Here is a 22,251-nt window from a genome sequence, read left to right as displayed (position 1 = left end):
TGATCGGCGACACAAATGCCGGCGCGTTCTTTCGTCGTCCGTGCATCACGAAGAATTTCGAGGAGTGCAGGTGAAGGTCAAGGCAGCGGTAGTCAAGGCGCCGGGTCAGGCGTGGGAGATCGAAGAGGTCGAGCTGGGGGACCCGGTCTCGGGTGAGGTGCAGGTCCGACTCGCCGCATCGGGGCTGTGCCATTCGGACGAACATTTGCGTACGGGCGCCAGCCCGCTGCCCTTCTACCCGGCCCTGGGCGGGCACGAAGGCGCCGGAGTGGTGACGAAGGTCGGCCCGGGTGTCGCGAGCGTCGAAGAAGGCGACCACGTGGTTCTCGCCTTCATCCCGGCGTGCGGACGTTGTCCGTCCTGTGCGAAGGGTCTGCAGAACATCTGCGACGAAGGAGCCGGCCTGTTGACCGGGCAGGCGATCTCCGACAAGACGTACCGCGTCACCCTCGACGACGAGCCGGTCATCCAGATGTGCCTGCTCGGAACATTTTCGCCGTACGTGACCGTCAACGAGGCGTCGGTGATCAAGATCGAGAAGGACATCCCGCTCGACAAGGCGGCCTTGCTCGGCTGCGGTGTTGCCACCGGTTGGGGATCGGCCACCGCGATCGGTGGAGCCAAGGTCGGCGACACGGTGGTGGTCGTCGGCGTCGGCGGCGTCGGAATCAACTCGGTGCAGGGTGCGGCGTCCGCCGGAGCACGATTTGTGATCGCGATCGATCCCGTCGAGTTCAAGCGCGACAAAGCAAAGGAATTCGGCGCCACACACACTTTTGCCTCCCTCGAGGAAGCGCTACCGGTGATCGGCGAGATCACCTGGGGCAAGATGGCCGACGTCACCGTGATCACCGTGGGCGAGATTCACGGCGACATCATTCAGCCCGCGCTCAGCGCGACGGGCAAGGGTGGCCAGGTCGTGGTCGTCGGAATGGGGCATTACGCAGATTCGCAGGTGACGCTCAGCCTCTTCGAGCTGACCCTTCTGCAGAAGCGTTTGCAGGGAGCCATCTTCGGCGGGGTAGGGCCACGGTCCCAGATTCCCAAGTTGCTCGATCACTACCGAAGCGGCGCGCTCAAACTCGACGAGTTGGTGACCAAGACTTACAAGCTCGAGGAGATCAACGAGGGGTACGCCGACATGCTCGAAGGAAAGAATCTGCGGGGGATGATCGTCTACACGGAGGACGATTACTGATCGTTTCCCTTTGACTGAAGGCTCCGGCCCGGCACCACGCTTCGTGGTGTCGGGCCGGAGTCTTCTGCCCCCACGCACATTTCTGTCGATCGATGAGTCGACTGCCCCCGTAGTGGGCACTCGCAGAGTGAGGAAACCGGGCACCGTGTCCGGATCTCAGTCCACGACTCGACAGAGAAGAGCAGAGCATGCCCTACATCACCACCTCCGACGGAACCGAGATATACTACACCGAGCACGGCGTCGGCCGGCCGATCGTCCTCAGCCACGGGTGGCCGCTGAGTTCTGACGCGTGGCAGGTCGAGATGAAGTTGTTCGCCGACGCCGGATACCGGACCATCGCGCACGATCGTCGAGGACACGGTCGCTCGTCGAAGACGTACACCGGCAACGACATGGATACATATGCCAAGGACCTGGCTGAGCTGATCGACACACTCGACCTGAAAGACCTGGTCCTGGTTGGCCATTCGACCGGCGGCGGGGAAGTGGTCCGGTACGCGGCGCAGCACGGCAAAGGGCGCGTGGCCAAGGTGATCACCGCCGGCGCCGTACCGCCGATCATGGTCAAGTCGGACGGCAACCCCGAAGGCACACCGATCGAGGTCTTCGACGGCATCCGTGAGGGAGTTCTGCGAGACCGATCGCAGTTCTACAAGGATCTCAGCGAGAGCTTTTACGGCGCGAACCGCGAAGGTGCCGACGTCTCGCAAGGGGCGAAGGACGACTTCTGGCGGCAAGGTATGTTGGTCAATCTCGCCGCGGCCTACGACTGCGTCAAGGCATTCTCGGAGACGGACCAGACCTCCGATCTCGAAGCCATCGACGTTCCGTTCCTCATCGCTCAGGGCGACGACGATCAGATCGTGCCGATCGGCGCAGCGGCCGAGAAGGCGATCAAGCTGGTGAAGAAGGGCACGCTGAAGGTGTATCCGGGCGCACCTCACGGCATCTACGGCTCATATCAGAAGACACTGGACCAGGACATTCTCGCGTTCATCGAGGACTGACGTCAGCGAGGCGGAAGGACCGGAGTCGAAAGGACCAGAGTGGGAAGGATAAAATTGCCATGTCTACACACGTTGCCTCACTATGCAATGGCCCCAGTGTCTTCGAGAACGAACTTGGGTCGATCTCGCAACTCGACACGAGTTCGTTGCCGATCCTGTCCGGTCTGTCGATCAAACGAATTGTTCTCGGTCCCGGCGCGATCCGTGAACCACAATGGAACGTCAACGCGAACCAGATCGCCTACGTCACCAGCGGAACCGTGCTCGTCTCGATGCTGGGCAATGCTGACGAGTTCGCCAGCTTCGTGGTGCGAGCGGGGCAGATGTATCACGTCGAATCCGGCGCGATTTATCACATCGAGAATGTCGGAGAGGAGGAGGTGGAGATCATCGCTGCCCTGCGTACTTCACTCCCGCAGCACTTTTCGTTGCAGAGTAGCGTCAGCGCAATGTCGAACGCGGTGCTCGGCAACACGTACGATCTCGCCGCATCGGCCTTCGACGTCTTCGGTAGAGCCGATGCGTCCCAGATAGTTCGGCGGGACGGCGCCGCCGTCGTTCCCGATACCGCCGGCCTTCCCAACGCGCATCTCTTCGATCTCGAAGGCCAGATCGCGCCTCTCGCATATCCGTACGGACAGGCGAAAGTGGCGCGCAAGCAGTATTGGGCGGCGCTGGAGGATCTTTCGATGTACTCGTTGACTATTCGCGAGAGTGGGATGCGTGAGCCACAATGGCATCCCGTCACTGCCGAAATGGGATACGTGCATCGTGGTCACGGGCGGATGACGGTCCTCGATCCGGACGGTTCGCTCGACACCTACCTACTGGAGCCTGGTCAGGTGTATTTCGTTCCGCGTGCCTATCCCCATCACATCGAGGTTCTAGGTGACGAGGACATCAACTTCCTCATCTTCTTCGACCAGCCGACGCCGGGCGACATAGGCTACCGTGCAACGGCTTCCGCGTTCTCACGCGGCGTTCTCTCGGCCTCGTTCGGTGTTCCGGAACGGGATCTGCCGCACTTTCCTTTCACCCCGATCGATCCGCTCATCGTCTCGCGGATCAATCCGATCGACCGCCAGCACTGATCGGCAAGGACGCCCATCATGACCACCACGCTCACCGTGACCGATCACGGGACGACGCTCGACTTCACGTACGAGGACGCCCTCCGCTATCACGGTCCGCAGGCCCCGGGCGGCGTGGCGCATGCCTACAAGGTTCTCGAGCGCGCTCTCGGTGTGCTCGGCGGGGAAGGCTCCGTCGAGCGTCGCGAGCTGGTCGTCACCACCGCACACGGCGGACCAGGAGTGCGCGATTCGTTCGAGTTGGTCACGCGCGCGGTGACCGAAGGGCGGTACACCGTTGACAGTTCCTTGGCCAGGCGTGAACGTGGAAACACGCTCGCGCTGTACGTATTTCGGATCACCTATCGCGGCGCGAGCGTCACGCTGACTGTTCGGGAGGGGTTCGTCGTCGACGAGTTCATCACTCTGTCCCGTAAGTCCGACCGGACGGCCGAAGACGAGTCACGGCTGACAGAGCTCAAGCAGGAGATGGCGGATCGAGTGATGTCGAGCCCGGCCGAGAGCGTGTACGACGTCGAGACCGGCACGCTCCCCGTCTGAGCGACGGCGGCGCAGGCGTCGGCGTGCAGAAATCTGGGCTGTCTGAAGTCAGCGGCTGGCGAACATCCTTATTCGTTGGTCGCGGCTGCGCTCGAGATGGTTGCGCATGTGACCACGTGCGGACGATTCGTCCCGGGCGCGGATGGCGTTCAGGATCTCTTGATGCTCCGAATTGAGCAGGTCAGGTTCGCCGTAGTTCGACGGCGGGCCGCTGTCGTAGATTCGCAGTTGGGTGGTGAGGCGGATCAGCAATGAGGTGATCGTGGAATTGTGGGCGGCCTGCCAGAGGGCCTCGTGAAACTTGAAGTTTCCGGCACGAACCTCGGTGCCTTCTGTTGCAGTGCAGCAGAACTCGTGCAATCCGTCCAGGCGGGCAAGGTCGAGATCGCTGTGGCGGAGTGCGGCGGCGCCGGCGGCTTCCGATTCGAGGGCAACCCGCGCTGCGTAGATTTCGATGACGTCTTCGGGAGTGCCGGAGCGGACACGAAAACCGCGGGCGGCTCGTTCGAGTAGACCGTCGTGCGCGAGCCAGTTGAGTGCCTCGCGGATCGGGGTACGCGATGCGCCGTACGATTCGCACAATTGAGTCTCGTGCAGCGGAGCGCCCTGGGGGAACTTGCCGGCCAGGATGTCGGCTCGCAGGCGCAGGTACTGCCGCGAGGTCTGATCGGACCGGCCGAGCGCAGCCTCCGGCACCAGCAGATCGGTGGTGCTCGTATCGGCGTCGAGATCCATGTGTCCCCATTCCTGTGCATGCAAGTAGAGCGCGTTCGATTATGCCATCGACGACGAGTGAGTACTTGCGTATACGCTAGTACTCATTTAGGTTCGTGCTTGTTCGTTTCCGAGGGAGAGGGTCCGAAGTGGCTGGAGAGACCGCGTCGCCGCTGGTGAGTGCCGTTGAACTCGACGCGATGCTGCGTGAGGGAGGCGTCGCCGTGCTCGACGCGACGGTTCATTTTCCTCCCGCGCGATTTGACGGCGACTATCGCCCGGAGTCCGGGTACGACGGCTGGGTTTCCTCGCACATCCCGGGTTCCCGACACGTCGACCTCATGGACGTCTTTTCCGAAAGGGAAGCGGCGCTGCATTTCACACGCCCGTCAACGGAGCAGTTGATTTCCGATCTCCAATCCAGTGGTATCGAACCGGGTGCGACAATCGTGATCTACGACCAGGGTTCGACCACCTGGGCATCACGGCTCTGGTGGGTGTTTCGCAACGCCGGCATCGAAGCAAGAGTCCTCGACGGTGGCCTCGCCGAATGGACTCGATGCGGCTTCGCCCTCGTGAGCGGCGACGACGTCACCTACACGTCGGCTTCGAAGCGTTGGAGTGTGACGGACCTTGGCCTGTGGGTCGATCTACCTCGCGTTGCCTCACTGTCCTCAGGAGGAGAAGCCGGAACGCTGGTGTGCGCGCTGGCGCCTGAGCAGTACGAGGGAACGGAGAAGACGCGATATTCGCGACGCGGACATATTCCGTCAAGTGTGAATCTGTCTGCGAAGGGTCTTCTCGACGCCGATGCCCGGATGCTTCCGGCGGACGATGTTCGGTCGAAATCTGCTGACGTTCTACCAGCCGTCGCTGAACCTGTCGTGATCTATTGCGGCGGTGGAGTTTCGGCGTGCCTGACAGCACTCGCACTGATCCGCGGCGGCTATGAGGACGTCAAGGTCTATGACGGTTCGTTGGAGGAATGGACTGCAGATCCGACTTTGCCGATGGTTGTCGGCGGTGAGCCCGGCGGCGCGCTTGCGGATGTTCGATGTCCGCGGTCCTGAATCGCCGCAGTCCTCAATTACCTCCCGTCCTGAAGGAATTCTCATGTCTGACACTGTCTCTGTCGAAACCGTCGCGTCGGCGATCGACGCACTCCGCGATCAGGTACCGCTCGTCCAGTCGCTGACCAACATCGTTTCTGCGAACTTCTTGACCAATGTTCTGCTCGCCGCCGGCGCAAGCAACGCTCACATCGACAACGTCCACGAAGCGGGTGGGTTCGCTGCCATCGCCGGGGGAGTGCTCGTCAACCTCGGAACGCCGGACGACGGGACAGCCGAAGCTTTCCTGATAGCAGCAGAAGCGGCCCGAACTGCCGGTACGCCATGGGTTTTGGATCCCGTCGGTGTCGGCGGACTACCCTGGCGGAGCGGTATCGCTGTGGATCTGCTGCGCTTTCACCCCAGCGCCATCCGCGGGAACGCATCGGAGATCATCGCTCTGGCCGGACTCGGCGGTGACACCCGCGGCGTCGACAGTGCCTCCGATTCCGCCGACGCAGTGCCCGCCGCTCTGTCACTCTTGAAGCATGCGGATGCCGTGTCGGCATCCGGACCGGTCGACTACATCGTCGGCCGCGATGCGGGCGGTGACACCCAGGGCATCCGAGTCTCCGGTGGCAGCGCACTGTTGCCGCGCGTGACCAGTACCGGTTGCTCTCTGGGCGGTCTCGTCGCCGCCTACCTCGCCGTCACGTCGACCGCGCTGGACGGATTGGTTGCCGCGCATACGCATGTTGCCGTGGCATCGGAGATCGCCGAGGAAAATGCCTCGGGCCCCGGTTCTTTCGCGGTCGCATACCTCGACGCGCTCTACAGCGTGAATGCGGACACCATCCGTTCGCGTGCCCGAATCGAATCGTTCGACCTGCCGGCTGGAGTTCAGAACTGATGGGCATCAAGACATTCTGGTATCTCACCCAGGCCGACGGGGACTACCCGTGGAGCCCCGGTGGGCTGTTCCCCGTGGACGGGGCCAGGCAGATCGAGCTCGCGAAGACCATCGACGACGGCGGATTCGAAGGTGCGCTTGTTGCCACCTGGCCGAACGATCCGTTCATCTCGGCGACGTGGGCGGCAGCGCACACCACGCGCATGAAGTTCCTCGTCGCCGTCTACGCGAACATGACGCCGGCGCGACTGCTGGCGGAGAAGGCATTGACTTTCGACGCCTTCAGCGGCGGCCGACTGTTGATCAACTCGGTCAACGGACGCGAGAACATCCTGACCAAGTACGACATGAACGTGCCCCACGACGAGCGTTACGAGTTGGGGGAGCAGTACTGGGCGGACTTCCGCCGCATCTACGCCGAAGGCACGGAGTCGAACTTTCCCAACACGCCACTGCGTATCGATGCGCCCGCTGGGCATCAGGTTCCGCTGTGGGGTACCGGTGATTCGCCTGCAGGCCTGGCGAATTCAGGCAAGGTGCTCGACACCTACTTGGCGATGTTGCGCGAGACTTCGTTCATCGAAGACAAATTCTCTGCCGCACGGGCGGCGGCGGAGGCAGCCGGGCGCGAGTTCACCGACTTCGGTGCGCTCACCGGTGTGATCGTTCGCCCCACCAAGGCGCAGGCGCACGACCGGTTCCGTTCGTTGTTCGAGAAGACGGGCGTCGAGCAGATCGCTCATGTCTTGGACAACGCAGTGCGTCGTCGTACTCAGGGGAAGCAAGACCTCAAGACCTTCACCGCCCGCGACGCTCAGCGGCAGGGTTGGGCGGACAAGATTGCCTCCGGCCGACTTCCGGAACCGGAGGAGTTGTACGTCGGTGACGGGCTGTACGCGGGTATCACGGCGTGGTCACCCCTCGACATCTTCGGCACCGGGTCATCGGCCGTGTACTACGTCGGCGATCCGGATTCGATCACGGACTCGGTACGGACGCTTCGCAGCCGAACCGGTTTGACTGCACTGATCCTGGCAGGTTGGCCTCTGATCGAGGAAGCGAAGTGGGTTGCGGAGCATCTTGTTCCGCGATTCGACGAACTCAGCTGACGGCGCGCCGCAAGACAGTGGCACCGAGACCTAGAACGTCGCGGAGAAATGCTGTGGCAGTGTCGATTTCAGACGCAGTACATTCGAGAAGGATCTTGACTTCCACGTCCTTCTTGACGATGTCGGCAACAACGGCCACGGCGACAACACCGTTGCCGACGGCCGAGCCTCGGAACAGATCGATCCCGTCGCCGTCCGCGCTGACCGTGCCGTCGAGATAGCCGTAGTCGAGCGGATAGATCGCATCGGGGTACCGCGGGTGTGCCGACCCTCGGGGGCGATCGATCACGACAGCTGACGTGGCAGCCAGGTGATCGAGGGCGGCGAACAGATCTTCGCTCATCGTTACCGGTGCTCGCGCAGTAGCTGAGTCGGTGTCAGACCTGCCAGTGCACGCGTATCGCGTGCGAGGTGGGCTTGGTCGGCGTAGCCGGCGCGACCGGCCAGCGACGACAGCGTGAGTTTTGCGCCGCGGCTGAGAGTCAACACGTCCTGCATTCGTTGCACCTTCTGAATCAGTTTGGGGGACAGCCCGACCGCTGACGTGATCGATCGTCTGAAATGACGTTCGGAAACACCGAGGTCTGCAGCAATCTCTCGTATCGGCGTGGAAGGGGAGGAGATGAGCGCGGAGTAACCACGCTCGATTCCGTGGTCGGGTTCCAGTCCGCGCCACAACTGGCCCAGTAGGTGTGCGTCGACTGCCTCGTGGCGCAGGGCGTCGGCAAGTACCCGCGCTTGTCTGGAAGTGAGGATGTCGTCGATGGCGATCTTCGAATCCTGCACCGCGTCGGCAGCTGTGCCGAGCAGGCTCCGCAGAGCCGGTGGATTGATCCGGATGCCCCACATGGTTGTACCGGCGGCGACCGAAACCAGATCGGCACCGGTGGCAGGTCCGACGAGCCACGACTTTCCGGTGCTGTCGACGATGAAGTCTGCGCAGAGATCGGGAAGAATCCGCTTTGCTTCCGTGGGCGCATGGGGGTCGGTAGTGCTTTTCCACGTGCAACTGAAGAGGCCGGCCGAACCGGTGATCCAAGTCTCGACATAGGTGTGGCCGTTTTGTTCAAGACTCGACGCTACCGTCCGACTACCGTCAAGAGCGAGGGTGTCAGTGCCGGTCATCAGATCATCGTCACACACTCGCCGATCACTTCTCGACCCGAAACAGGAGAAATACCGTGTCCGTCTCTCCGAGACTCGATCTCGTCGGAATCGTCACCAACGATCTCGCGCGTTCCCTCGCGTTCTACCGAACCCTCGGGCTCGACATTCCGGAAACACCCGCTGACGCTCCACACGTGGAGTTCACTTTCGACAGTGGGCTTCGGCTGGCCTGGGACGCGCTGTCCACCATCACGAGCTTCGATCCGGACTTCGCTGTCGGGGAAGGTCGACACCCCGTCGCTTTGGCCTTCGATTTCGGGACTCCCGCCGCAGTAGACGAGGCGTATCAGCGCATGACAGCCGACTTCCCCGGGCACAAGGCGCCCTTCGACGCCGTATGGGGGCAGCGTTACGCCGTTCTTCTCGATCCCGACGGCAATACCGTGGATCTCTTTGCCGCGCTCTGAATTCGAACGACGCAGGCCCCGAACGAATATCGGTCGGGGCCTGCGGTTGTCGGTGATCGAGTCGTTGTCAGTTCACCAAGCGTTCAGGGTGTCGAGGATCTGGCCTCGGGCCTTCCACAGTTCTGCACCCCAGTACGGCCACGAATGAGTGCCGTTGGCCGGGAAGCTGTACGTTGCCGGAATTCCCAGGGAGTTCATGCGCAGTTGGAATGCCCGTGAGTTCATCAAGGCAAGGGCCTCGAGCCCGATGGCACTTCCGGTATTCACGAAGTCGACGGGCCGACGCGGTTGATCGAACTGCCCGGGCAGGCCGCTCGCAGCGGATATGTACAGCGAGAGCCCAGCCAGTTCGGGTGCAAACACGAAGGGATCGTTGCGGAGCCAAGCGGGGTTCCACGGCGGTCCCCACATTGCATCGACATTGAAGGACCCGGCGCTGACCATGGCCACCCGGATCGCCTCACGCATGCCTGGAGCTGAGATGTTGAGGTATCCCGAGAGCGAACCGGCGAACTTGAACTGATCGCGGTGGTAGGCGGCTAGCGTCAGTGCCGCGCTGCCACCCATGGACAGTCCGAGCACGCCGTTGTTGGTTCGGGAGACGCCGCGCGATTCCAGACAGGCGGGAAGTTCCTGGGTGAGGAAGGTTTCCCATTTGTACGTGACCGGCTGGCGATTCAAATTGCTGTTCGCATACCAGTCGGAGTAAAAGCTGGACTGCCCGCCGACCGGCATGACCAGGGTGACGTTGTCGCCGCGATACTGCTCGAGAGCGTTGGTCTCGAAACTCCATGCGTTTCGGTCGTCGCGTGCTCGTAGGCCATCGAGAAGATAGAGTGCCGCGTTGCCGCCGCGCGAAGCCCACTGGATCTGAACCTTGATCGGTCCCATCGACGAGTCTACGAACACTTCCTCGTAGCCACCGGCCGGGGCGGTACGCGCGGGCGCTGCGGTCGCTACCGATCCGCTGATCAGGCCTGCGGTCAGGGGGAGTGCGAGTGCTGTCGCTGCGAGGCCCAGGATCCGACGCTTGATTCGTTTCGAAATACGGTTTCTCGAAAGATCCGGGTTCGAAATATCTGGGTTCTTCGCCAAATCTGTTTGAGCCTCGTGCATGTATCACTCCCGCCCCAAAGGTGCTTGCACACCGAAATCCGACCGAGCCCCCCGAGGCGCGGAATTCCTTATGACACTAAGTGGTCTGTATTGACCTCGACGGCACCGTTACCGGTTCGTTATCAAACTGGTCTGATTTACCGTAATGCCGTCAGGCGTCGTCGACCGGAGGTTGCGCCTCGATTTGCCAACCTCCACGAATCAAGTGTTCACGCACCCGAGCGACGTCCGATTCGTGCGGAATATCGTCGGTGACCTTGGTGATGAGGACGCCGATGTCGATCGGATCGACCGAACCGGGAAAGTCGATCGGATCGACCGGAAGCGGAAAGCCGGCGACGAGATCGTCAGCAAGAACGGCGATCTCGTCGTCGGACAGTTGTCGCCGGAGCAGGGCCATCAAAGGGACGTAGTCCTGCTCCGGCACACCGTTCGGATACCCGGCACGCAGCCAGCCGAGTACCGAAGCCAGAAGTGGTGGAAGACTCAACGAATCGAGCTTCAGTGGTTGTCGAGATCAGCGAGGGGCCACCCGGCGGCAGCAAGGACGGAGGCAACGCGCGCGATGTCCTCGTCCGAGGGAGTCTGGCTCGTCAGATCGGCGATCTGAGCGCTGATCTCGTCGCTCGAGATCACCTGGTCGCTGTTGACGTCGCTCAGTTCTGCGAGTGCAGCGCCGATGGCAATGTCTCGAATTTGCGCGTCCGAGAGTTTGCGTCGTAGCAATGCGACCAGCGGAATGCGGTCCTTGGGCGGTATGCCTTCGGGGTAGCCGGCGCGAAGCCAGTCAAGAATGGATTGAGGAAGGGATGGAGTCGGTGCAGTCACGGTGATGTCTTTCCGCTCGTGAGGGCGCACGGGATCAGAAGATCTCGATGCCGAATGTGTGGCTGAGGAAGCCCTGCATGATGAAGAGGATTCCGGTGACGATCGCGATGAGCACGACCGCGAAGCACACCACTGCGCCTGCCACGGCCAACGGACTGCGAGCCGCGACGGCAGTGCTCCCGCCGCCACTGCCACGTTGTCCGGCGTCGAGCGACTTCAGGCCGATTGCGAAGATCGCCGGTAGTCCGGCGCCCAGCAGGAGGCCGACCAGTACGACCTGCCAGAGCGAGTCGACGGTGTTTTTCAAGATATCCATGTCGATTCCCTCTTTCAGGCTTTGACGTCGGTGGTGACGCGGGCGTCCGGACCGGGGACCTCTGCGGGTACCAGGCCGCCGTCCCACTCGGCGTTGACGTTGCTCGGATCGATGGGCTCCTTGCGGGAGCGCAGGTACATCCAGCCGGCCAACGCGATGAGCACGGCGAAGACGACCAGGACACCGGGCAGGCCGCCGACGATGTCGGCCAGTCCCCAGCACAGAGCGCCGACGATCGCAGCGGACGGGAGAGTGATCAACCAGGCGACCGCCATACGTCCGGCGACGCCCCAACGAACCTCGGCGCCCTTGCGTCCCAGACCGGTTCCCATGATGGAACCCGTCGCCACATGAGTGGTGGAGAGCGGAAGGCCGAGGTGGCTGGAGGTGAGAATGATTGCAGCAGAGGATGCTTCGGCTGCCATGCCTTGTGGTGCGGCAATCTCGACAAGTCCCTTGCCGAGAGTGCGGATGACTCGCCAACCGCCGAGGTAGGTTCCGGCAGCGATCGCGAGCGCACAGGTGAGCTTGACCCAGAACGGCATGTCCGCGTCGGCGGAGATGGTTCCGTGGGCGACCAGGGCGAGGAAGATGACGCCCATGGTCTTCTGTGCGTCGTTGGTGCCGTGGGCGAGGGAAACGAGTGAAGCCGAACCGATCTGGCCGAGTCGGAAACCTTTGTCCTTGGTTTCTTCTCCGACGTTGGAGGTGATGCGGTAGATGAGCCAGGTGCCGGCCGCGGCAACCAAGCCGGCCACGACGGGCGCGAGAACTGCGGGGATGACAACCTTGCTGAGGACGCCGCTCCAGGCGACACCGCTCATTCCGAGGGACGCGATGGCGGCGCCGATCAGTCCGCCGAACAGCGCGTGTGAGGAACTCGAGGGGATGCCGAGCAACCACGTTGCCAGGTTCCAGATGATGCCGCCGACAAGGCCGGCGAAGACGATGGTGAGCAGCGCTTGGCCACCCACATTTCCGAGGTTCACCACGCCCTTGGCCACGGTGGCAGCAACCTCTACCGAGAGGAAAGCTCCGACCAGGTTCAAGGAAGCAGACAGAGCGACTGCCACCTTGGGCTTGAGGGCGCCGGTTGCAATCGACGTGGCCATAGCGTTGCCAGTGTCATGAAAACCGTTGGTGAAGTCGAACCCCAGAGCGGTTACGACGACGACGAGGAGAACGATGAGTTCCGCATTCACGAGAAGTCATGTTCCAACACCTCCGGGCCTCAAATCGACCTCAGACGTGGTCGTTCCGCGACATTTCCACCACTCGGCACCTGTTGTTCACCTTCGTCCGGATAATTGTCCGTTTTGAAACTCCTGGGGTAGAGAAAATTCATTCGCGTGCATGGTCGTGGAGGTTGTGGAGGCATACGCTCGTTTCATGTCCCTGGGCGAAGAGAAGACGATCTCGGTCACCACATTCCGTAAGAGCGGTGACGGCGTAGCCACGCCGACGTGGGTCGTGCCTCTGCCTGACGGACGTATCGGCTTCTGGACTTCCTCGAAGTCGGGTAAGGCCAAGCGTCTGCGGAACAACCCACGCGTCACCGTGGTGCCGTGCAACAACCGCGGAAAGGTTGCCGACGGTGCGTCGCCGGTCACCGGGACCGCTCAGTTGGTGAGCGGTGGAGCTGAATTCGACGAGATCCGCAGCAAAGTCAAAGCGAAATACGGTGTGATGGTGCCTATTTCGAAATTCTTCAACACCCTCGGTCACATCGGTAATGGTCCGTTCCCGTACGGCGACACCGGCGTGATCATTTCCGTCGATGCGTAGTCGGGATTGCGTAGCGGAGTAGTCTGAAGGTATGGAACCCACGACCGGGCACCTCTGCCTGACGGTTCCACGAATCCTCCGTCAAGGAGCCTCGTCATGGCGCACATCAGCACTCTCGACTATGCAATGGAAGCGCCGCAGCGCCATGTCGGGCAACCTTTCCCGTCGCCGACGCGGACTCCGCGATTCCTGCTTCGTGGGCAAGGTGCCGTCAAGGCATCGGTTGACGGCGCGTGGTTCCCGTGGACCACGAACGTCACGGCGGAGCTTCACGATCTGATATCCGCACTTTCGCTGAGGTTGGGGCCGATCGCGCGGGTTGCGTTCGACTGGAACACGATCAGCAGCGCGCAGCGTCGTATCGACGAGGTCGACGGACTGGAAGTGCGGGGTCCGTACCCTGGCCAGCCCCACGATTTGATGTATCTCGACGACATCTATGGTCGTCAACTCGTTTTGATGATGATTCCGCCGTACACGGATCCGGACCGCGCGTACGAGGTCATGCGGCGGTTGGTGGATCCTGTCCGCAGCGAAACCTATCGGGTGCAGTGAGATCTTTCTGACGTGCGGGGGTCGAATCTCGCGATTCCTGAACATGCGTCCAGTTTGTCTGGTTTGATGGTTCTCGTAACCACGATCTCAGGCGCATTCCTTCAGGTCAGCGCTTGGGCGCGGCAGCTTGACTCCCTGCCGTGTCGTCGGTCCGGCATGTCCACCACCCTCCCACTGTGCGTGAGCGCCGGACCAGAGGAAGCCCCGCCCTCCCCACGGGGGTGGGGCTTCTACTCTGTTCGGGCTGAGCGGCGTTCGCATCGCCGAATCCGCCCGCTTGTTCGGCAGTTCGGGACGCCCTGGCCCGTAGCATCGCCACCGTGAACATTTCCCTACTCGGCGCGGCTGGGCTTCAGGACTGCGCCGACAGTGGAATGGACTGCATGGACGGATTCGAAGCATTCTTTCTTCTGTACGGCGGCGGATTCATTCTCGCCTTGATTTGGCTTTCCCTGTGTCTTGTCGGAACGGCCGATGTGGTTTCTGTGTCCGGGCGAGTCGGTGTGTGGCGCGCTGTCGCCTTCTCTGTCGGGATTTGGCTTGTGCCCATCGTCGGGTTGAGTGCATGGTTTGTTTACCGACGCTCTCGCCAAATCTCGAAGAAGGTCGGTCCGGATCAAGCCCCCTACTGGACTTGAATGAGACTGACATTTTCACTGAGACCGCACCTAGCCTTGAAACTATGTGGCATCCTGCCGTTCCAGCCAGTTCAAGATCGCTTGGTTGGTCTCTTCGGGTCTTTCTTGTTGGATCCAGTGACCGCAATCGAGATTGACTACTTCCACATTGGGCACGAACTCTGTCAGGTTCTCAGCTCTCGCGATCGCGTCACGGTCGCCGTAGATCATGAGTGTGGGCTGTTGGATGATCGGGTCCACCTCCGCCAGCAGATGCCAGTTGCGGTCAAGGTTCCTGTACCAGTTCACACTGCCCGTGAATCCTGTCGATTCGAAGGCGGAGACGAAAACGGCCAATTCTCTATCGCTCATCAGGGGCTCACCGAGTGGTGTCTCTGCTTTGGCGAGATCGATCAGCGCCATACCCGGCTGAGGTTCCCTGAGGGGTTCGTTCTTCCGGTACAGGTTGCGGAGGAACCGGAAGGTGTTGTCTTCGAACACCGCGTCCGCAACGCCCGGCTGTCGATTGAAATGGACGAAGTAGAAATCACCGCCAAGCACGGCTTCCATGAACTCAATCCACGGCTGCTCTCCGCGATCCTGGTAGGGCAGGCTCAGGTTGATCACTTTGTTTACCCGGTCCGGGTGCAACAGGGTCAGGCCCCACACGACAAAGGCGCCCCAATCGTGACCGACAAAGGTGGCATCTTCGTAGCCGTAGTGATCGAGAAGAGCGATGAGATCACCCGCCAAATGTTCGATGTCATAGTCCGTCACTTCGGTCGGACGTGACGAATTGCCGTAGCCGCGTTGGTTCGGGACGATGACGTGGTAGCCCGCCTCGACAAGGGCGGGCACCTGGTATCGCCAGGAATAGGCGTGCTCTGGCCATCCGTGACACAACACGATGGGTTTCCCGGCATTGTGTCGCCCTGCTTCGAAGACTTCGAGTTCCACGCCGTTCACTGGGATGAGGACGGGCCTGGGGAAGTCGGATGGATTCACGGATGCTCCTTTGAGTCGAGTACCGATCTCGTGTCTGGATCGACCGGTTGCTCCGACGATAGGGAGCATCGTGGACACATAAAGTCCTAGATCGCTGGCAATCTGAAGAAATGCGGAACGATCCCACAGGCCGAGCACTGCAACTGCTCTCGCTCCTTCAGACTCATCGCTTCTGGCACTGTGCCGAACTTGCCGCACGACTCGATGTCACGCAGCGGACGGTGCGCCGCGACATCGATCGCCTACGCGACCTCGGCTATCCGGTCGATTCCACGTCCGGAAAATACGGGGGCTACCGACTTGCAACGGGGGCGCACGTGCCGCCCCTGATCCTCGACGATGACGAGTCCGTGGCGGTAGCCGTCGGACTGCGCTACGCCGCCGAGGCCGCCATCGGAGGCATCGAAGAAACGGCGCTGCGCGCGCTGACGAAGATCGAAACACTCCTGCCCCATCGACTTCGCCGACGTGTGTCGGCATTGCATTCGAGCGTCAGTTCCATACGGCGGGCAGATGACGACATCGTCGATCCCGAAGCGCTCAGTGTGCTCGCTGCGGCATGTCGTGACCACGAGCACGTTCGTTTCGACTACCGGCGAGGTGATGGCGAGAGCAGCAGACGACTCGTCGAGTCGCACCGCCTTGTCACGGCGGGGCGTCGTTGGTATCTCGTAGCATGGGACCACCATCGTTCGGATTGGCGAACATTTCGACTGGACCGGCTCTCGGAGCCCTGGCTGGCAGGCAGTCATTTCACGCCACGCGAGATCCCGGGCGGTGACGCGGCAGGCTTCGTCGCGAGATCAGTTGGCTCGCCACCCCGTCACCACGATGCAAAACTCGCCATCGAAGCTACGTTCGCCGACCTCGAGGGCGTACTCAGATGGATTGACCACACACCGATCGAGGTGGCAGCGGACCGCTGCCTTGTCGAGATCCGCAGCGAAGATCTCGGCAGGCTCGCCATGACGGTTGCGCGCATTGCGCTCACCGCCCCAGTGGTCGTCATCGAACCAACCGAGCTTGCCGACACCGTCAGTCGGCTCGCCCTTCACCTCAGGGTCTCGCCACCATGACAGTCAGAAGAGGATTGCGCGACAAGACCATTCACGTCCAAGTTGCCGCGGGGACGTGTTCCCTGCGCAGGCCCCTCGTCTATCGAGACACGTATCCGATTCCCTCTAGGCTTGGAGAGTAAGTGACCGATTCGAAATCATCGCCGCCGGCTTCCGTCCACCCCCAGACGTGGAAGTTCGACTACCCGATCATCCACGCCGAGACTCGCGAACAGTGGCGAACTTGGTTGACGGACAATCACACGTCAGGCCGCGGAGTGTGGTTGTGCTCCTGGCGCACCACCACCAGCCGACCACGCTGCCCCTACCCTCAGGCCGTTGAGGAAGCGATCTGCTTTGGGTGGATCGATTCCACCAACACCGTCTTCGACGAAGAGCGCAATTTGCAACTGTTCACACCGCGGAGACGCAAGAGTTCCTGGACCCGACTCAACCGCGAACGCGCAGCTGATATGGAGGCGCGTGGCCTCATGACCGCTGCTGGTCGTGGTGCCATTGCTGCCGCGAAATCCATTGGTTGGTGGACGATTCTCGACCAAGTCGAAGACCTCGAGGAACCATCTGACTTGCAGGCGGCGCTGGACCTGGACACGCAAGCGCGAAGCAACTGGGACAGTTTTCCGCCCAGCGCCCGCAAACAGATGCTGTGGTGGATCGTCAGTGCCGCTCGAGACGCAACACGGGCAGGTCGAATCGCCCATATCGTCAACAATGCGGCCATCGGTCAACGTGCCCGCGGCTGATCCGCGATTCGACCGCGTCCGGTATGAAGGCCGGTCATCATCGGTCCGAGGGGTTTCCCTCGGACCGAAACAAGTCCACCCGCCCCGCAGAAGCGGGACGGGTGGACTCGGTACTCGCAGGTCTGACTTACGTCAGGATGCGGATCACACGTCGTAGTAGAGCTCGAACTCGTACGGGTGCGGACGCAGGTTGACCGGAGCGATTTCCTGCTCGCGCTTGAGCGAGATCCAGGTCTCGATCAGGTCGGTGGTGAAGACGCCACCCTCGGTCAGGTACTCGTGATCGGCTTCGAGGCGGTTGATGACCGTCTCGAGGCTGGTCGGAGCCTGCGGGATGTTGCGAGCCTCCTCCGGGGGAAGCTCGTAGAGGTCCTTGTCGACCGGAGCCATCGGCTCGATCTTGTTCTTGATGCCGTCCAGGCCGGCCATCATCTGTGCAGCGAAGTTGAGGTACGGGTTACCCGAGGAGTCGGGTGCGCGGAACTCGAGACGCTTTGCCTTCGGGTTGTTGCCCGTGATCGGGATACGGACAGCTGCCGAGCGGTTGCGCTGGCTGTACACGAGGTTGATGGGGGCTTCGTAGCCCGGCACCAGACGGTGGTACGAGTTGATCGTCGGGTTGGTGAAGGCCAACAGCGACGGAGCGTGGTGCAGGATGCCGCCGATGTAGTGGCGAGCCATGTCCGAGAGGCCCGCGTAGCCGGACTCGTCGTGGAAGAGGGGCTTGCCGTCCTTCCACAGGGACTGGTGGACGTGCATGCCCGAGCCGTTGTCACCGAAGAGCGGCTTCGGCATGAAGGTCGCGGACTTGCCGTGCTGCCAGCAGGTGTTCTTGACGATGTACTTGAACAGCTGCAGGTCGTCAGCAGCTGCGAGCAGCGTGTTGAACTTGTAGTTGATCTCCTGCTGTCCGCCGGTACCGACCTCGTGGTGGCCGCGCTCGAGCTCGAAGCCCGCGTTGGTCAGGTTGGTGGAGATTTCGTCGCGCAGGTCCACGTAGTGGTCGTACGGAGCGACGGGGAAGTAGCCGCCCTTGGCGCGAACCTTGTAGCCGAGGTTCGGGGAGCCGTCGGCGTTGGTCTCTGCGCCGGTGTTCCAGGAACCGGAGATGGAATCCAGCTCGTAGAACGCGGAGTTCATGCCGGAGTCGTAGCGAACCGAGTCGAAGATGTAGAACTCGGCCTCGGCGCCGAAGAATGCGGTGTCCGCGATGCCGGTGCTGACCAAGTACTCCTCGGCCTTGCGGGCAACGTTGCGCGGGTCGCGGCTGTAGGACTCACGGGTGAACGGGTCGTGCACGAAGAAGTTGATGTTGAGGGTCTTCGCCTTGCGGAAGGGGTCGATCTGCGCCGTGGTGACGTCGGGAAGCAACATCATGTCGGACTCGTGGATCGACTGGAATCCGCGGACCGAAGATCCGTCGAATGCGAGGCCGTCCTCGAACACGTCCTGGTTGAAAGCAGACGCCGGGATCGAGAAGTGCTGCTGGACGCCGGGCAGGTCGCTGAACCGAATGTCGACGTACTCGATGTTCTCGTCCGCGATGTACTTGATGACCTCTTCGGCCGTGGTGAACGCCACGCTTGTGCTCCTTAAGTCGCTTCAGCCAAGTGATGTCGGTTGAATCCGTCGAGGCAGACGGTAGGGAGCTGGTGTTGCCCGCTCGTCAACCCTTTGTTTCGGCAGTGTTACGCGTCGCAGCATCCTGGGGATTTCCGAAGTCCATGTGACCGGCCACACAGTTAAAACCCGGCAAATCTGGACTACGGTGCTGCGACGCCTATCCTGGACAGCATGGCACGTATCACCGGAACTTGGCTCTCTGGGCCGCAAGCAGCTTTGCCGAAGAGCGCGGACGGCCGTGAGCAGTCGTACCGTGGCGAGCTCCTCGGTTTCCCTCAGGAGGGTCCGGGTTCGCTGGTCGGTTCGGGCCGTCGTATCGCGGCACTGTTGGTGGATTGGGTGATGGCTGTGGGAGTGGCCTCGCTCATCACCGGCGACTTCTTCGACGGTATGACCTCGACTGTCACGCTGATGGTGTGGTTCGCCGTCGGTGTCGTCACCGTGGCTCTGTTCAACTTCACCCCGGGGCAGTTCGTCCTCGGACTTCAGGTTGCGCGTATCGAAGGCCCGATCCGAGTGGGCTTCGTGCGCGCGCTCGGACGTCAGGCACTGCTTGTGTTCGTGATTCCCGCGACCATCACCGACATCGACGGTCGCGGTATGCAGGACCGCGCGACCGGCACTTTGCTCGTGAAATCGCGCTGACACAAACTTCTCGAACGAAGAAAGACCCGGGTCCGTATGGGCCCGGGTCTTTCGTTTGCTGTGGGGGAGTGTCAGCGACGACGAATGGTTCGCTGCATTCCCTTCATCTTCGCGCCTCCGGGCATCGGGCCCTTGGGAAGCGCTGCTCCGCCGCCGCGTGCGCTCAGTGCAGCGAGGCGACCCTCGATGTTGTCCATGCGCTTGGTGTCGATGTTGCGGGGCAACTTGTTCAAGTAGCGCTGGAGCTGCGAGAGCGGAACCTGGCCCTCGTCGTTTCCGATGATGATGTCGTAGATCGGGGTGTCGCCGATGAGGCGGGCAGTCTTCTTCTTCTCCTGCGCGAGGAGGCCCTTGACGCGTTGCGGCGAACCCTCGGCGACGAGGATGACACCCGGCCGTCCGACGACGCGGTGAACGGCATCGAGTTGGGTAGTGCCGGCGACGGCATTCGTGACGCGCCACGCACCCTGCATGTTGTCGAGCGCCCACGCAGCGGCACCGGCCTGACCTTCAGCCTTCTTGTACACCGATTTCTGGACGCGACGACCGAAGATGATGAAGGCGCCGAGGAGACCGAGAACGATGCCGATCGGCAGCAGGAACCACTGAAGGCCCCAGATGAGGCCGACCAGGAAGAAGACCAGAGCCGCACCGACGAGGGTGCCGATCATCAGCGGCAGGAGGAGCTTGTCGTCCTTGCGCTGCATCTGGAATGCCTGCCAGAGCTGAGTTCTACGTTCCTTGGAAGCCTGCTTGCGGGCAGCCTTCGCTGCAGCCTTTGCCTCTTTGGTGGGTTTGCCCTTACCGGATTTGCTGCCGTTCGCCATGTACCCAGGATACGTCCATTGCTGTGCGCCTTTACTAACCGCCCGCGGTTAATAAAGGCGCACAGCAAAAAGTGGATCAGCGATTCAGGCGCGCCATGAGTGAGCTGGCTTCCTGGGAAGCGTCGCCGCCCTCGGTCAGATGACGCTGCGCCTCGGGAAGTTCACGGCCATGATGTGCCATGGCCTGCGCATACAGGCGGCCGGCGCGGTACGACGAGCGAACCAACGGACCGGCCATGACGCCGGCGAAGCCCATCTCTTCTGCAGCCTTCGAGTGTGCGACGAACTCCTCGGGCTTGACCCACCGCTCGACGGGGTGGTGCCGGGGCGAGGGGCGCAGGTACTGGGTGATGGTGAGGATGTCGCAACCGGCGGCGTGGAGATCTGCCATCGCCTCGGTGACCTCCTCAGGGGTTTCGCCCATGCCGAGGATCAGGTTGGACTTGGTGACCAGTCCGTAGTCGCGTGCTGCGGTGATGACGTCGAGGCTGCGCTGGTACCGGAATGCGGGACGGATCCGCTTGAAGATGCGGGGGACGGTCTCGAGGTTGTGTGCGAGTACCTCGGGGCGTGAGGCGAAGACCTCGTCGAGCAGTTCGGGCTTGCCGTTGAAGTCCGGAACCAGGTTCTCGACGCCGGTGCCAGGGTTGAGTTCGTGGATCTTGCGGACGGTCTCGGCGTAGAGCCAGGCGCCGCCGTCGGGGAGGTCGTCGCGGGCGACGCCGGTGATCGTGGAGTACCGAAGGCCCATGGCCTGAACGCTTTCCGCGACGCGACGGGGCTCGTCGCGGTCGAGGGCTTCGGGCTTGCCGGTGTCGATCTGGCAGAAGTCGCAGCGGCGTGTGCACTGCTCGCCGCCGATCAGGAAGGTGGCTTCGCGGTCTTCCCAGCATTCGTAGATGTTGGGGCAGCCCGCTTCTTCGCAGACGGTGTGCAAACCTTCACGCTTGACCAGGCCCTTGAGCTCCGTGTACTCGGGGCCCATCTTTGCTCGGGTCTTGATCCAGTTGGGTTTGCGTTCGATGGGCGTCTCCGCGTTTCGGATCTCGAGACGGAGCAGCTTACGTCCTTCTGGGGCGATAGTCACGACAGTGATCCTACGCCCGGTGATTACTGCAACGGGGTTCGGGCGAGCCCGTCAGCTGTACTGAACGGTAGTTAAAGTCGGAGTAGGCGAGGCGCTTTCGAAGGTGACGCGCTCTACGTTCCGTTCGGTGACGGGCATGGTTCCGTCGAGAGCAGCGATCACTGCCTCGGTCACAGCGGGAGTGACTTCGTCCACGGTGACGTCGCGACCGAGTTCATGCGACAGCGTCGTGACCCCGGCGTCACGGATGCCGCAGGGAATGATGTTGTCGAATCCGGCCAGGACCGAATTGCAGTTCAGGGAGAAGCCGTGCAGTGCCACGCCCCGTTGCACGCGCACGCCGATGGCAGAAACCTTGCGCTCGGGCTTCCATTGCCCGTTTGCGAGTTCGGCGGGCAGCCAGACGCCGGAGCGGCCGTCGATGCGCCCGCAGTTCAGGCCGAGGTCCGTGCACACCGTGATCAGTGCTTCCTCGATGCGTCGGACATACCGCACCACGTCGATGGGCTCGGCCAGTTTCACGATCGGATATCCCACCAGCTGGCCGGGGCCGTGCCAGGTGATCTTCCCGCCGCGGTCGACGTCGATGACAGGCGTGCCGTCGACGGGACGATCTTCGGGTTCCGTGCGTCGTCCTGCCGTGTACACCGGCGGGTGTTCGAGGAGCAGTAGCGTGTCCGGTCCGATGTCGTCCGCCCGCGCAGCCGCGAGCTCACGCTGGCGGTCCCACGCGGCGTTGTAGTCGATCGAACCGAGTTGCTCGACGGCGATCGGCAGTTTCGAGAACCGGGCGGAAACGGCAGCGCTGCTCATGGACGTAGAGATTACGCCCG

General features: G+C 62.1%; 27 protein-coding genes. 14 read left to right on the top strand and 13 right to left on the bottom strand.

Going from position 1 to position 22,251, the window contains the following annotated elements; all coding sequences use genetic code 11:
* Positions 1-70 precede the first annotated feature (70 nt).
* From ATN37_RS05890 to ATN37_RS05875, 4 genes are all read left to right on the top strand, one after another.
* Positions 71-1,198, top strand: coding sequence for an NDMA-dependent alcohol dehydrogenase (locus ATN37_RS05890; RefSeq protein WP_003941634.1), 1,128 nt, complete (start codon positions 71-73; stop codon positions 1,196-1,198).
* Between the two features lie 188 nt (positions 1,199-1,386).
* Positions 1,387-2,208 (top strand): alpha/beta fold hydrolase, encoded by an 822-nt coding sequence (locus ATN37_RS05885; protein ID WP_003941629.1) that lies wholly within the window; start codon positions 1,387-1,389, stop codon positions 2,206-2,208.
* Positions 2,209-2,267: 59 nt separating this feature from the next.
* Positions 2,268-3,299, top strand: coding sequence for a cupin domain-containing protein (locus ATN37_RS05880; protein ID WP_217017211.1), 1,032 nt, complete (start codon positions 2,268-2,270; stop codon positions 3,297-3,299).
* An 18-nt stretch (positions 3,300-3,317) separates the two neighbouring features.
* The gene (locus ATN37_RS05875) at positions 3,318-3,839 is read left to right on the top strand and encodes a hypothetical protein (protein ID WP_054186672.1); all 522 of its coding nucleotides are present in this window, start codon (positions 3,318-3,320) and stop codon (positions 3,837-3,839) included.
* A gap of 48 nt (positions 3,840-3,887) precedes the next feature.
* Here ATN37_RS05875 and ATN37_RS05870 read toward each other — a convergent pair whose 3' ends face one another.
* A complete protein-coding gene (locus tag ATN37_RS05870; protein ID WP_058039441.1) occupies positions 3,888-4,574 on the bottom strand; it encodes a GntR family transcriptional regulator in 687 nt (228 codons plus the stop codon).
* Positions 4,575-4,702: 128 nt separating this feature from the next.
* Between ATN37_RS05870 and ATN37_RS05865 the strand changes: the two genes are divergently transcribed.
* The 3 genes from ATN37_RS05865 to ATN37_RS05855 are packed head-to-tail and all read left to right on the top strand — an operon-like array spanning position 4,703 to position 7,621.
* Positions 4,703-5,623, top strand: coding sequence for a sulfurtransferase (locus ATN37_RS05865; protein WP_083059119.1), 921 nt, complete (start codon positions 4,703-4,705; stop codon positions 5,621-5,623).
* 43 nt (positions 5,624-5,666) lie between these two features.
* Complete coding sequence (gene thiM / locus ATN37_RS05860) at positions 5,667-6,512, top strand: hydroxyethylthiazole kinase (RefSeq protein ID WP_054186673.1); 846 nt, start codon at positions 5,667-5,669, stop codon at positions 6,510-6,512.
* Positions 6,512-7,621, top strand: coding sequence for an LLM class flavin-dependent oxidoreductase (locus tag ATN37_RS05855; protein WP_007735443.1), 1,110 nt, complete (start codon positions 6,512-6,514; stop codon positions 7,619-7,621). The genes thiM and ATN37_RS05855 overlap by 1 nt, the downstream gene beginning before the upstream one ends.
* Here ATN37_RS05855 and ATN37_RS05850 read toward each other — a convergent pair.
* Together ATN37_RS05850 and ATN37_RS05845 are read right to left on the bottom strand one after the other, a co-directional pair.
* Positions 7,614-7,964, bottom strand: coding sequence for an inorganic pyrophosphatase (locus ATN37_RS05850; RefSeq protein WP_042921879.1), 351 nt, complete (start codon positions 7,962-7,964; stop codon positions 7,614-7,616). The two genes, ATN37_RS05855 and ATN37_RS05850, sit on opposite strands and share 8 nt — an antisense overlap.
* 2 nt (positions 7,965-7,966) lie before the next feature.
* Positions 7,967-8,746 carry an AraC family transcriptional regulator gene (locus ATN37_RS05845; protein WP_234551554.1) on the bottom strand — a complete coding sequence of 260 codons (780 nt, stop codon included), beginning with the start codon at positions 8,744-8,746 and terminating at the stop codon, positions 7,967-7,969.
* A 56-nt stretch (positions 8,747-8,802) separates the two neighbouring features.
* Between ATN37_RS05845 and ATN37_RS05840 the strand changes: the two genes are divergently transcribed.
* Positions 8,803-9,195, top strand: a complete 393-nt coding sequence (locus tag ATN37_RS05840) for a VOC family protein (protein ID WP_209447548.1) — start codon at positions 8,803-8,805, stop codon at positions 9,193-9,195.
* A gap of 72 nt (positions 9,196-9,267) precedes the next feature.
* Here the strand turns inward: ATN37_RS05840 and ATN37_RS05835 are convergent, their stop codons facing one another.
* The 5 genes from ATN37_RS05835 to ATN37_RS05815 all read right to left on the bottom strand — a co-directional run bounded on the left by ATN37_RS05835 (position 9,268) and on the right by ATN37_RS05815 (position 12,657).
* Positions 9,268-10,311 carry an alpha/beta hydrolase family protein gene (locus ATN37_RS05835; RefSeq protein WP_218694909.1) on the bottom strand — a complete coding sequence of 348 codons (1,044 nt, stop codon included), beginning with the start codon at positions 10,309-10,311 and terminating at the stop codon, positions 9,268-9,270.
* Positions 10,312-10,462: 151 nt separating this feature from the next.
* Positions 10,463-10,801 (bottom strand): DUF3349 domain-containing protein, encoded by a 339-nt coding sequence (locus ATN37_RS05830; RefSeq protein WP_218694907.1) that lies wholly within the window; start codon positions 10,799-10,801, stop codon positions 10,463-10,465.
* 11 nt (positions 10,802-10,812) lie between these two features.
* On the bottom strand, positions 10,813-11,139 hold the full coding sequence (locus ATN37_RS05825; protein WP_003941653.1) for a DUF3349 domain-containing protein: 327 nt from the start codon (positions 11,137-11,139) through the stop codon (positions 10,813-10,815).
* Between the two features lie 34 nt (positions 11,140-11,173).
* Entirely contained in the window at positions 11,174-11,455 is a 282-nt protein-coding gene (locus ATN37_RS05820; protein ID WP_003941641.1) for a hypothetical protein, read from the bottom strand.
* A 14-nt stretch (positions 11,456-11,469) separates the two neighbouring features.
* Complete coding sequence (locus ATN37_RS05815) at positions 11,470-12,657, bottom strand: inorganic phosphate transporter (RefSeq protein ID WP_047270833.1); 1,188 nt, start codon at positions 12,655-12,657, stop codon at positions 11,470-11,472.
* A 187-nt stretch (positions 12,658-12,844) separates the two neighbouring features.
* Here ATN37_RS05815 and ATN37_RS05810 point away from each other — a divergent pair, with 187 nt between their 5' ends.
* The 3 genes from ATN37_RS05810 to ATN37_RS05800 all read left to right on the top strand — a co-directional run bounded on the left by ATN37_RS05810 (position 12,845) and on the right by ATN37_RS05800 (position 14,433).
* Entirely contained in the window at positions 12,845-13,240 is a 396-nt protein-coding gene (locus tag ATN37_RS05810; RefSeq protein ID WP_042445944.1) for a PPOX class F420-dependent oxidoreductase, read from the top strand.
* A 96-nt stretch (positions 13,241-13,336) separates the two neighbouring features.
* A complete protein-coding gene (locus ATN37_RS05805) occupies positions 13,337-13,795 on the top strand; it encodes a DUF5994 family protein (RefSeq protein WP_042921868.1) in 459 nt (152 codons plus the stop codon).
* Positions 13,796-14,115: 320 nt separating this feature from the next.
* A complete protein-coding gene (locus tag ATN37_RS05800; RefSeq protein WP_234551555.1) occupies positions 14,116-14,433 on the top strand; it encodes a hypothetical protein in 318 nt (105 codons plus the stop codon).
* 42 nt (positions 14,434-14,475) lie between these two features.
* On the opposite strand, the gene ATN37_RS05795 is transcribed toward ATN37_RS05800, so the two are convergent.
* Positions 14,476-15,417 (bottom strand): alpha/beta fold hydrolase, encoded by a 942-nt coding sequence (locus tag ATN37_RS05795; protein WP_234551556.1) that lies wholly within the window; start codon positions 15,415-15,417, stop codon positions 14,476-14,478.
* Positions 15,418-15,527: 110 nt separating this feature from the next.
* Here ATN37_RS05795 and ATN37_RS05790 point away from each other — a divergent pair, with 110 nt between their 5' ends.
* Both ATN37_RS05790 and ATN37_RS32985 read left to right on the top strand, forming a co-directional pair.
* Positions 15,528-16,493 (top strand): YafY family protein, encoded by a 966-nt coding sequence (locus ATN37_RS05790; RefSeq protein ID WP_209447546.1) that lies wholly within the window; start codon positions 15,528-15,530, stop codon positions 16,491-16,493.
* A 122-nt stretch (positions 16,494-16,615) separates the two neighbouring features.
* Entirely contained in the window at positions 16,616-17,236 is a 621-nt protein-coding gene (locus tag ATN37_RS32985; RefSeq protein WP_208690514.1) for a YdeI family protein, read from the top strand.
* A 144-nt stretch (positions 17,237-17,380) separates the two neighbouring features.
* On the opposite strand, the gene glnA is transcribed toward ATN37_RS32985, so the two are convergent.
* Complete coding sequence (gene glnA / locus ATN37_RS05780; RefSeq protein WP_003941609.1) at positions 17,381-18,817, bottom strand: type I glutamate--ammonia ligase; 1,437 nt, start codon at positions 18,815-18,817, stop codon at positions 17,381-17,383.
* Between the two features lie 213 nt (positions 18,818-19,030).
* Here glnA and ATN37_RS05775 point away from each other — a divergent pair, with 213 nt between their 5' ends.
* Positions 19,031-19,504 carry an RDD family protein gene (locus ATN37_RS05775; RefSeq protein WP_003941579.1) on the top strand — a complete coding sequence of 158 codons (474 nt, stop codon included), beginning with the start codon at positions 19,031-19,033 and terminating at the stop codon, positions 19,502-19,504.
* Between the two features lie 71 nt (positions 19,505-19,575).
* Here ATN37_RS05775 and ATN37_RS05770 read toward each other — a convergent pair whose 3' ends face one another.
* The 3 genes from ATN37_RS05770 to lipB form a co-directional block, all read right to left on the bottom strand.
* Complete coding sequence (locus ATN37_RS05770) at positions 19,576-20,331, bottom strand: DUF4191 domain-containing protein (protein ID WP_003941625.1); 756 nt, start codon at positions 20,329-20,331, stop codon at positions 19,576-19,578.
* A gap of 76 nt (positions 20,332-20,407) precedes the next feature.
* Positions 20,408-21,418, bottom strand: a complete 1,011-nt coding sequence (gene lipA, locus ATN37_RS05765; protein ID WP_003941610.1) for a lipoyl synthase — start codon at positions 21,416-21,418, stop codon at positions 20,408-20,410.
* Positions 21,419-21,469: 51 nt separating this feature from the next.
* Positions 21,470-22,231: a lipoyl(octanoyl) transferase LipB gene (lipB, locus tag ATN37_RS05760; protein ID WP_218694905.1), complete on the bottom strand. Its 762-nt coding sequence runs from the start codon at positions 22,229-22,231 to the stop codon at positions 21,470-21,472.
* Between the last annotated feature and the right edge of the window lie 20 nt (positions 22,232-22,251).

The organism is Rhodococcus sp. MH15 (assembly GCF_019266045.1).
Taxonomy (GTDB): Bacteria; Actinomycetota; Actinomycetes; order Mycobacteriales; family Mycobacteriaceae; genus Rhodococcus_F; species Rhodococcus_F qingshengii.
This window is presented reverse-complemented; position numbering and strand designations above follow the sequence as displayed.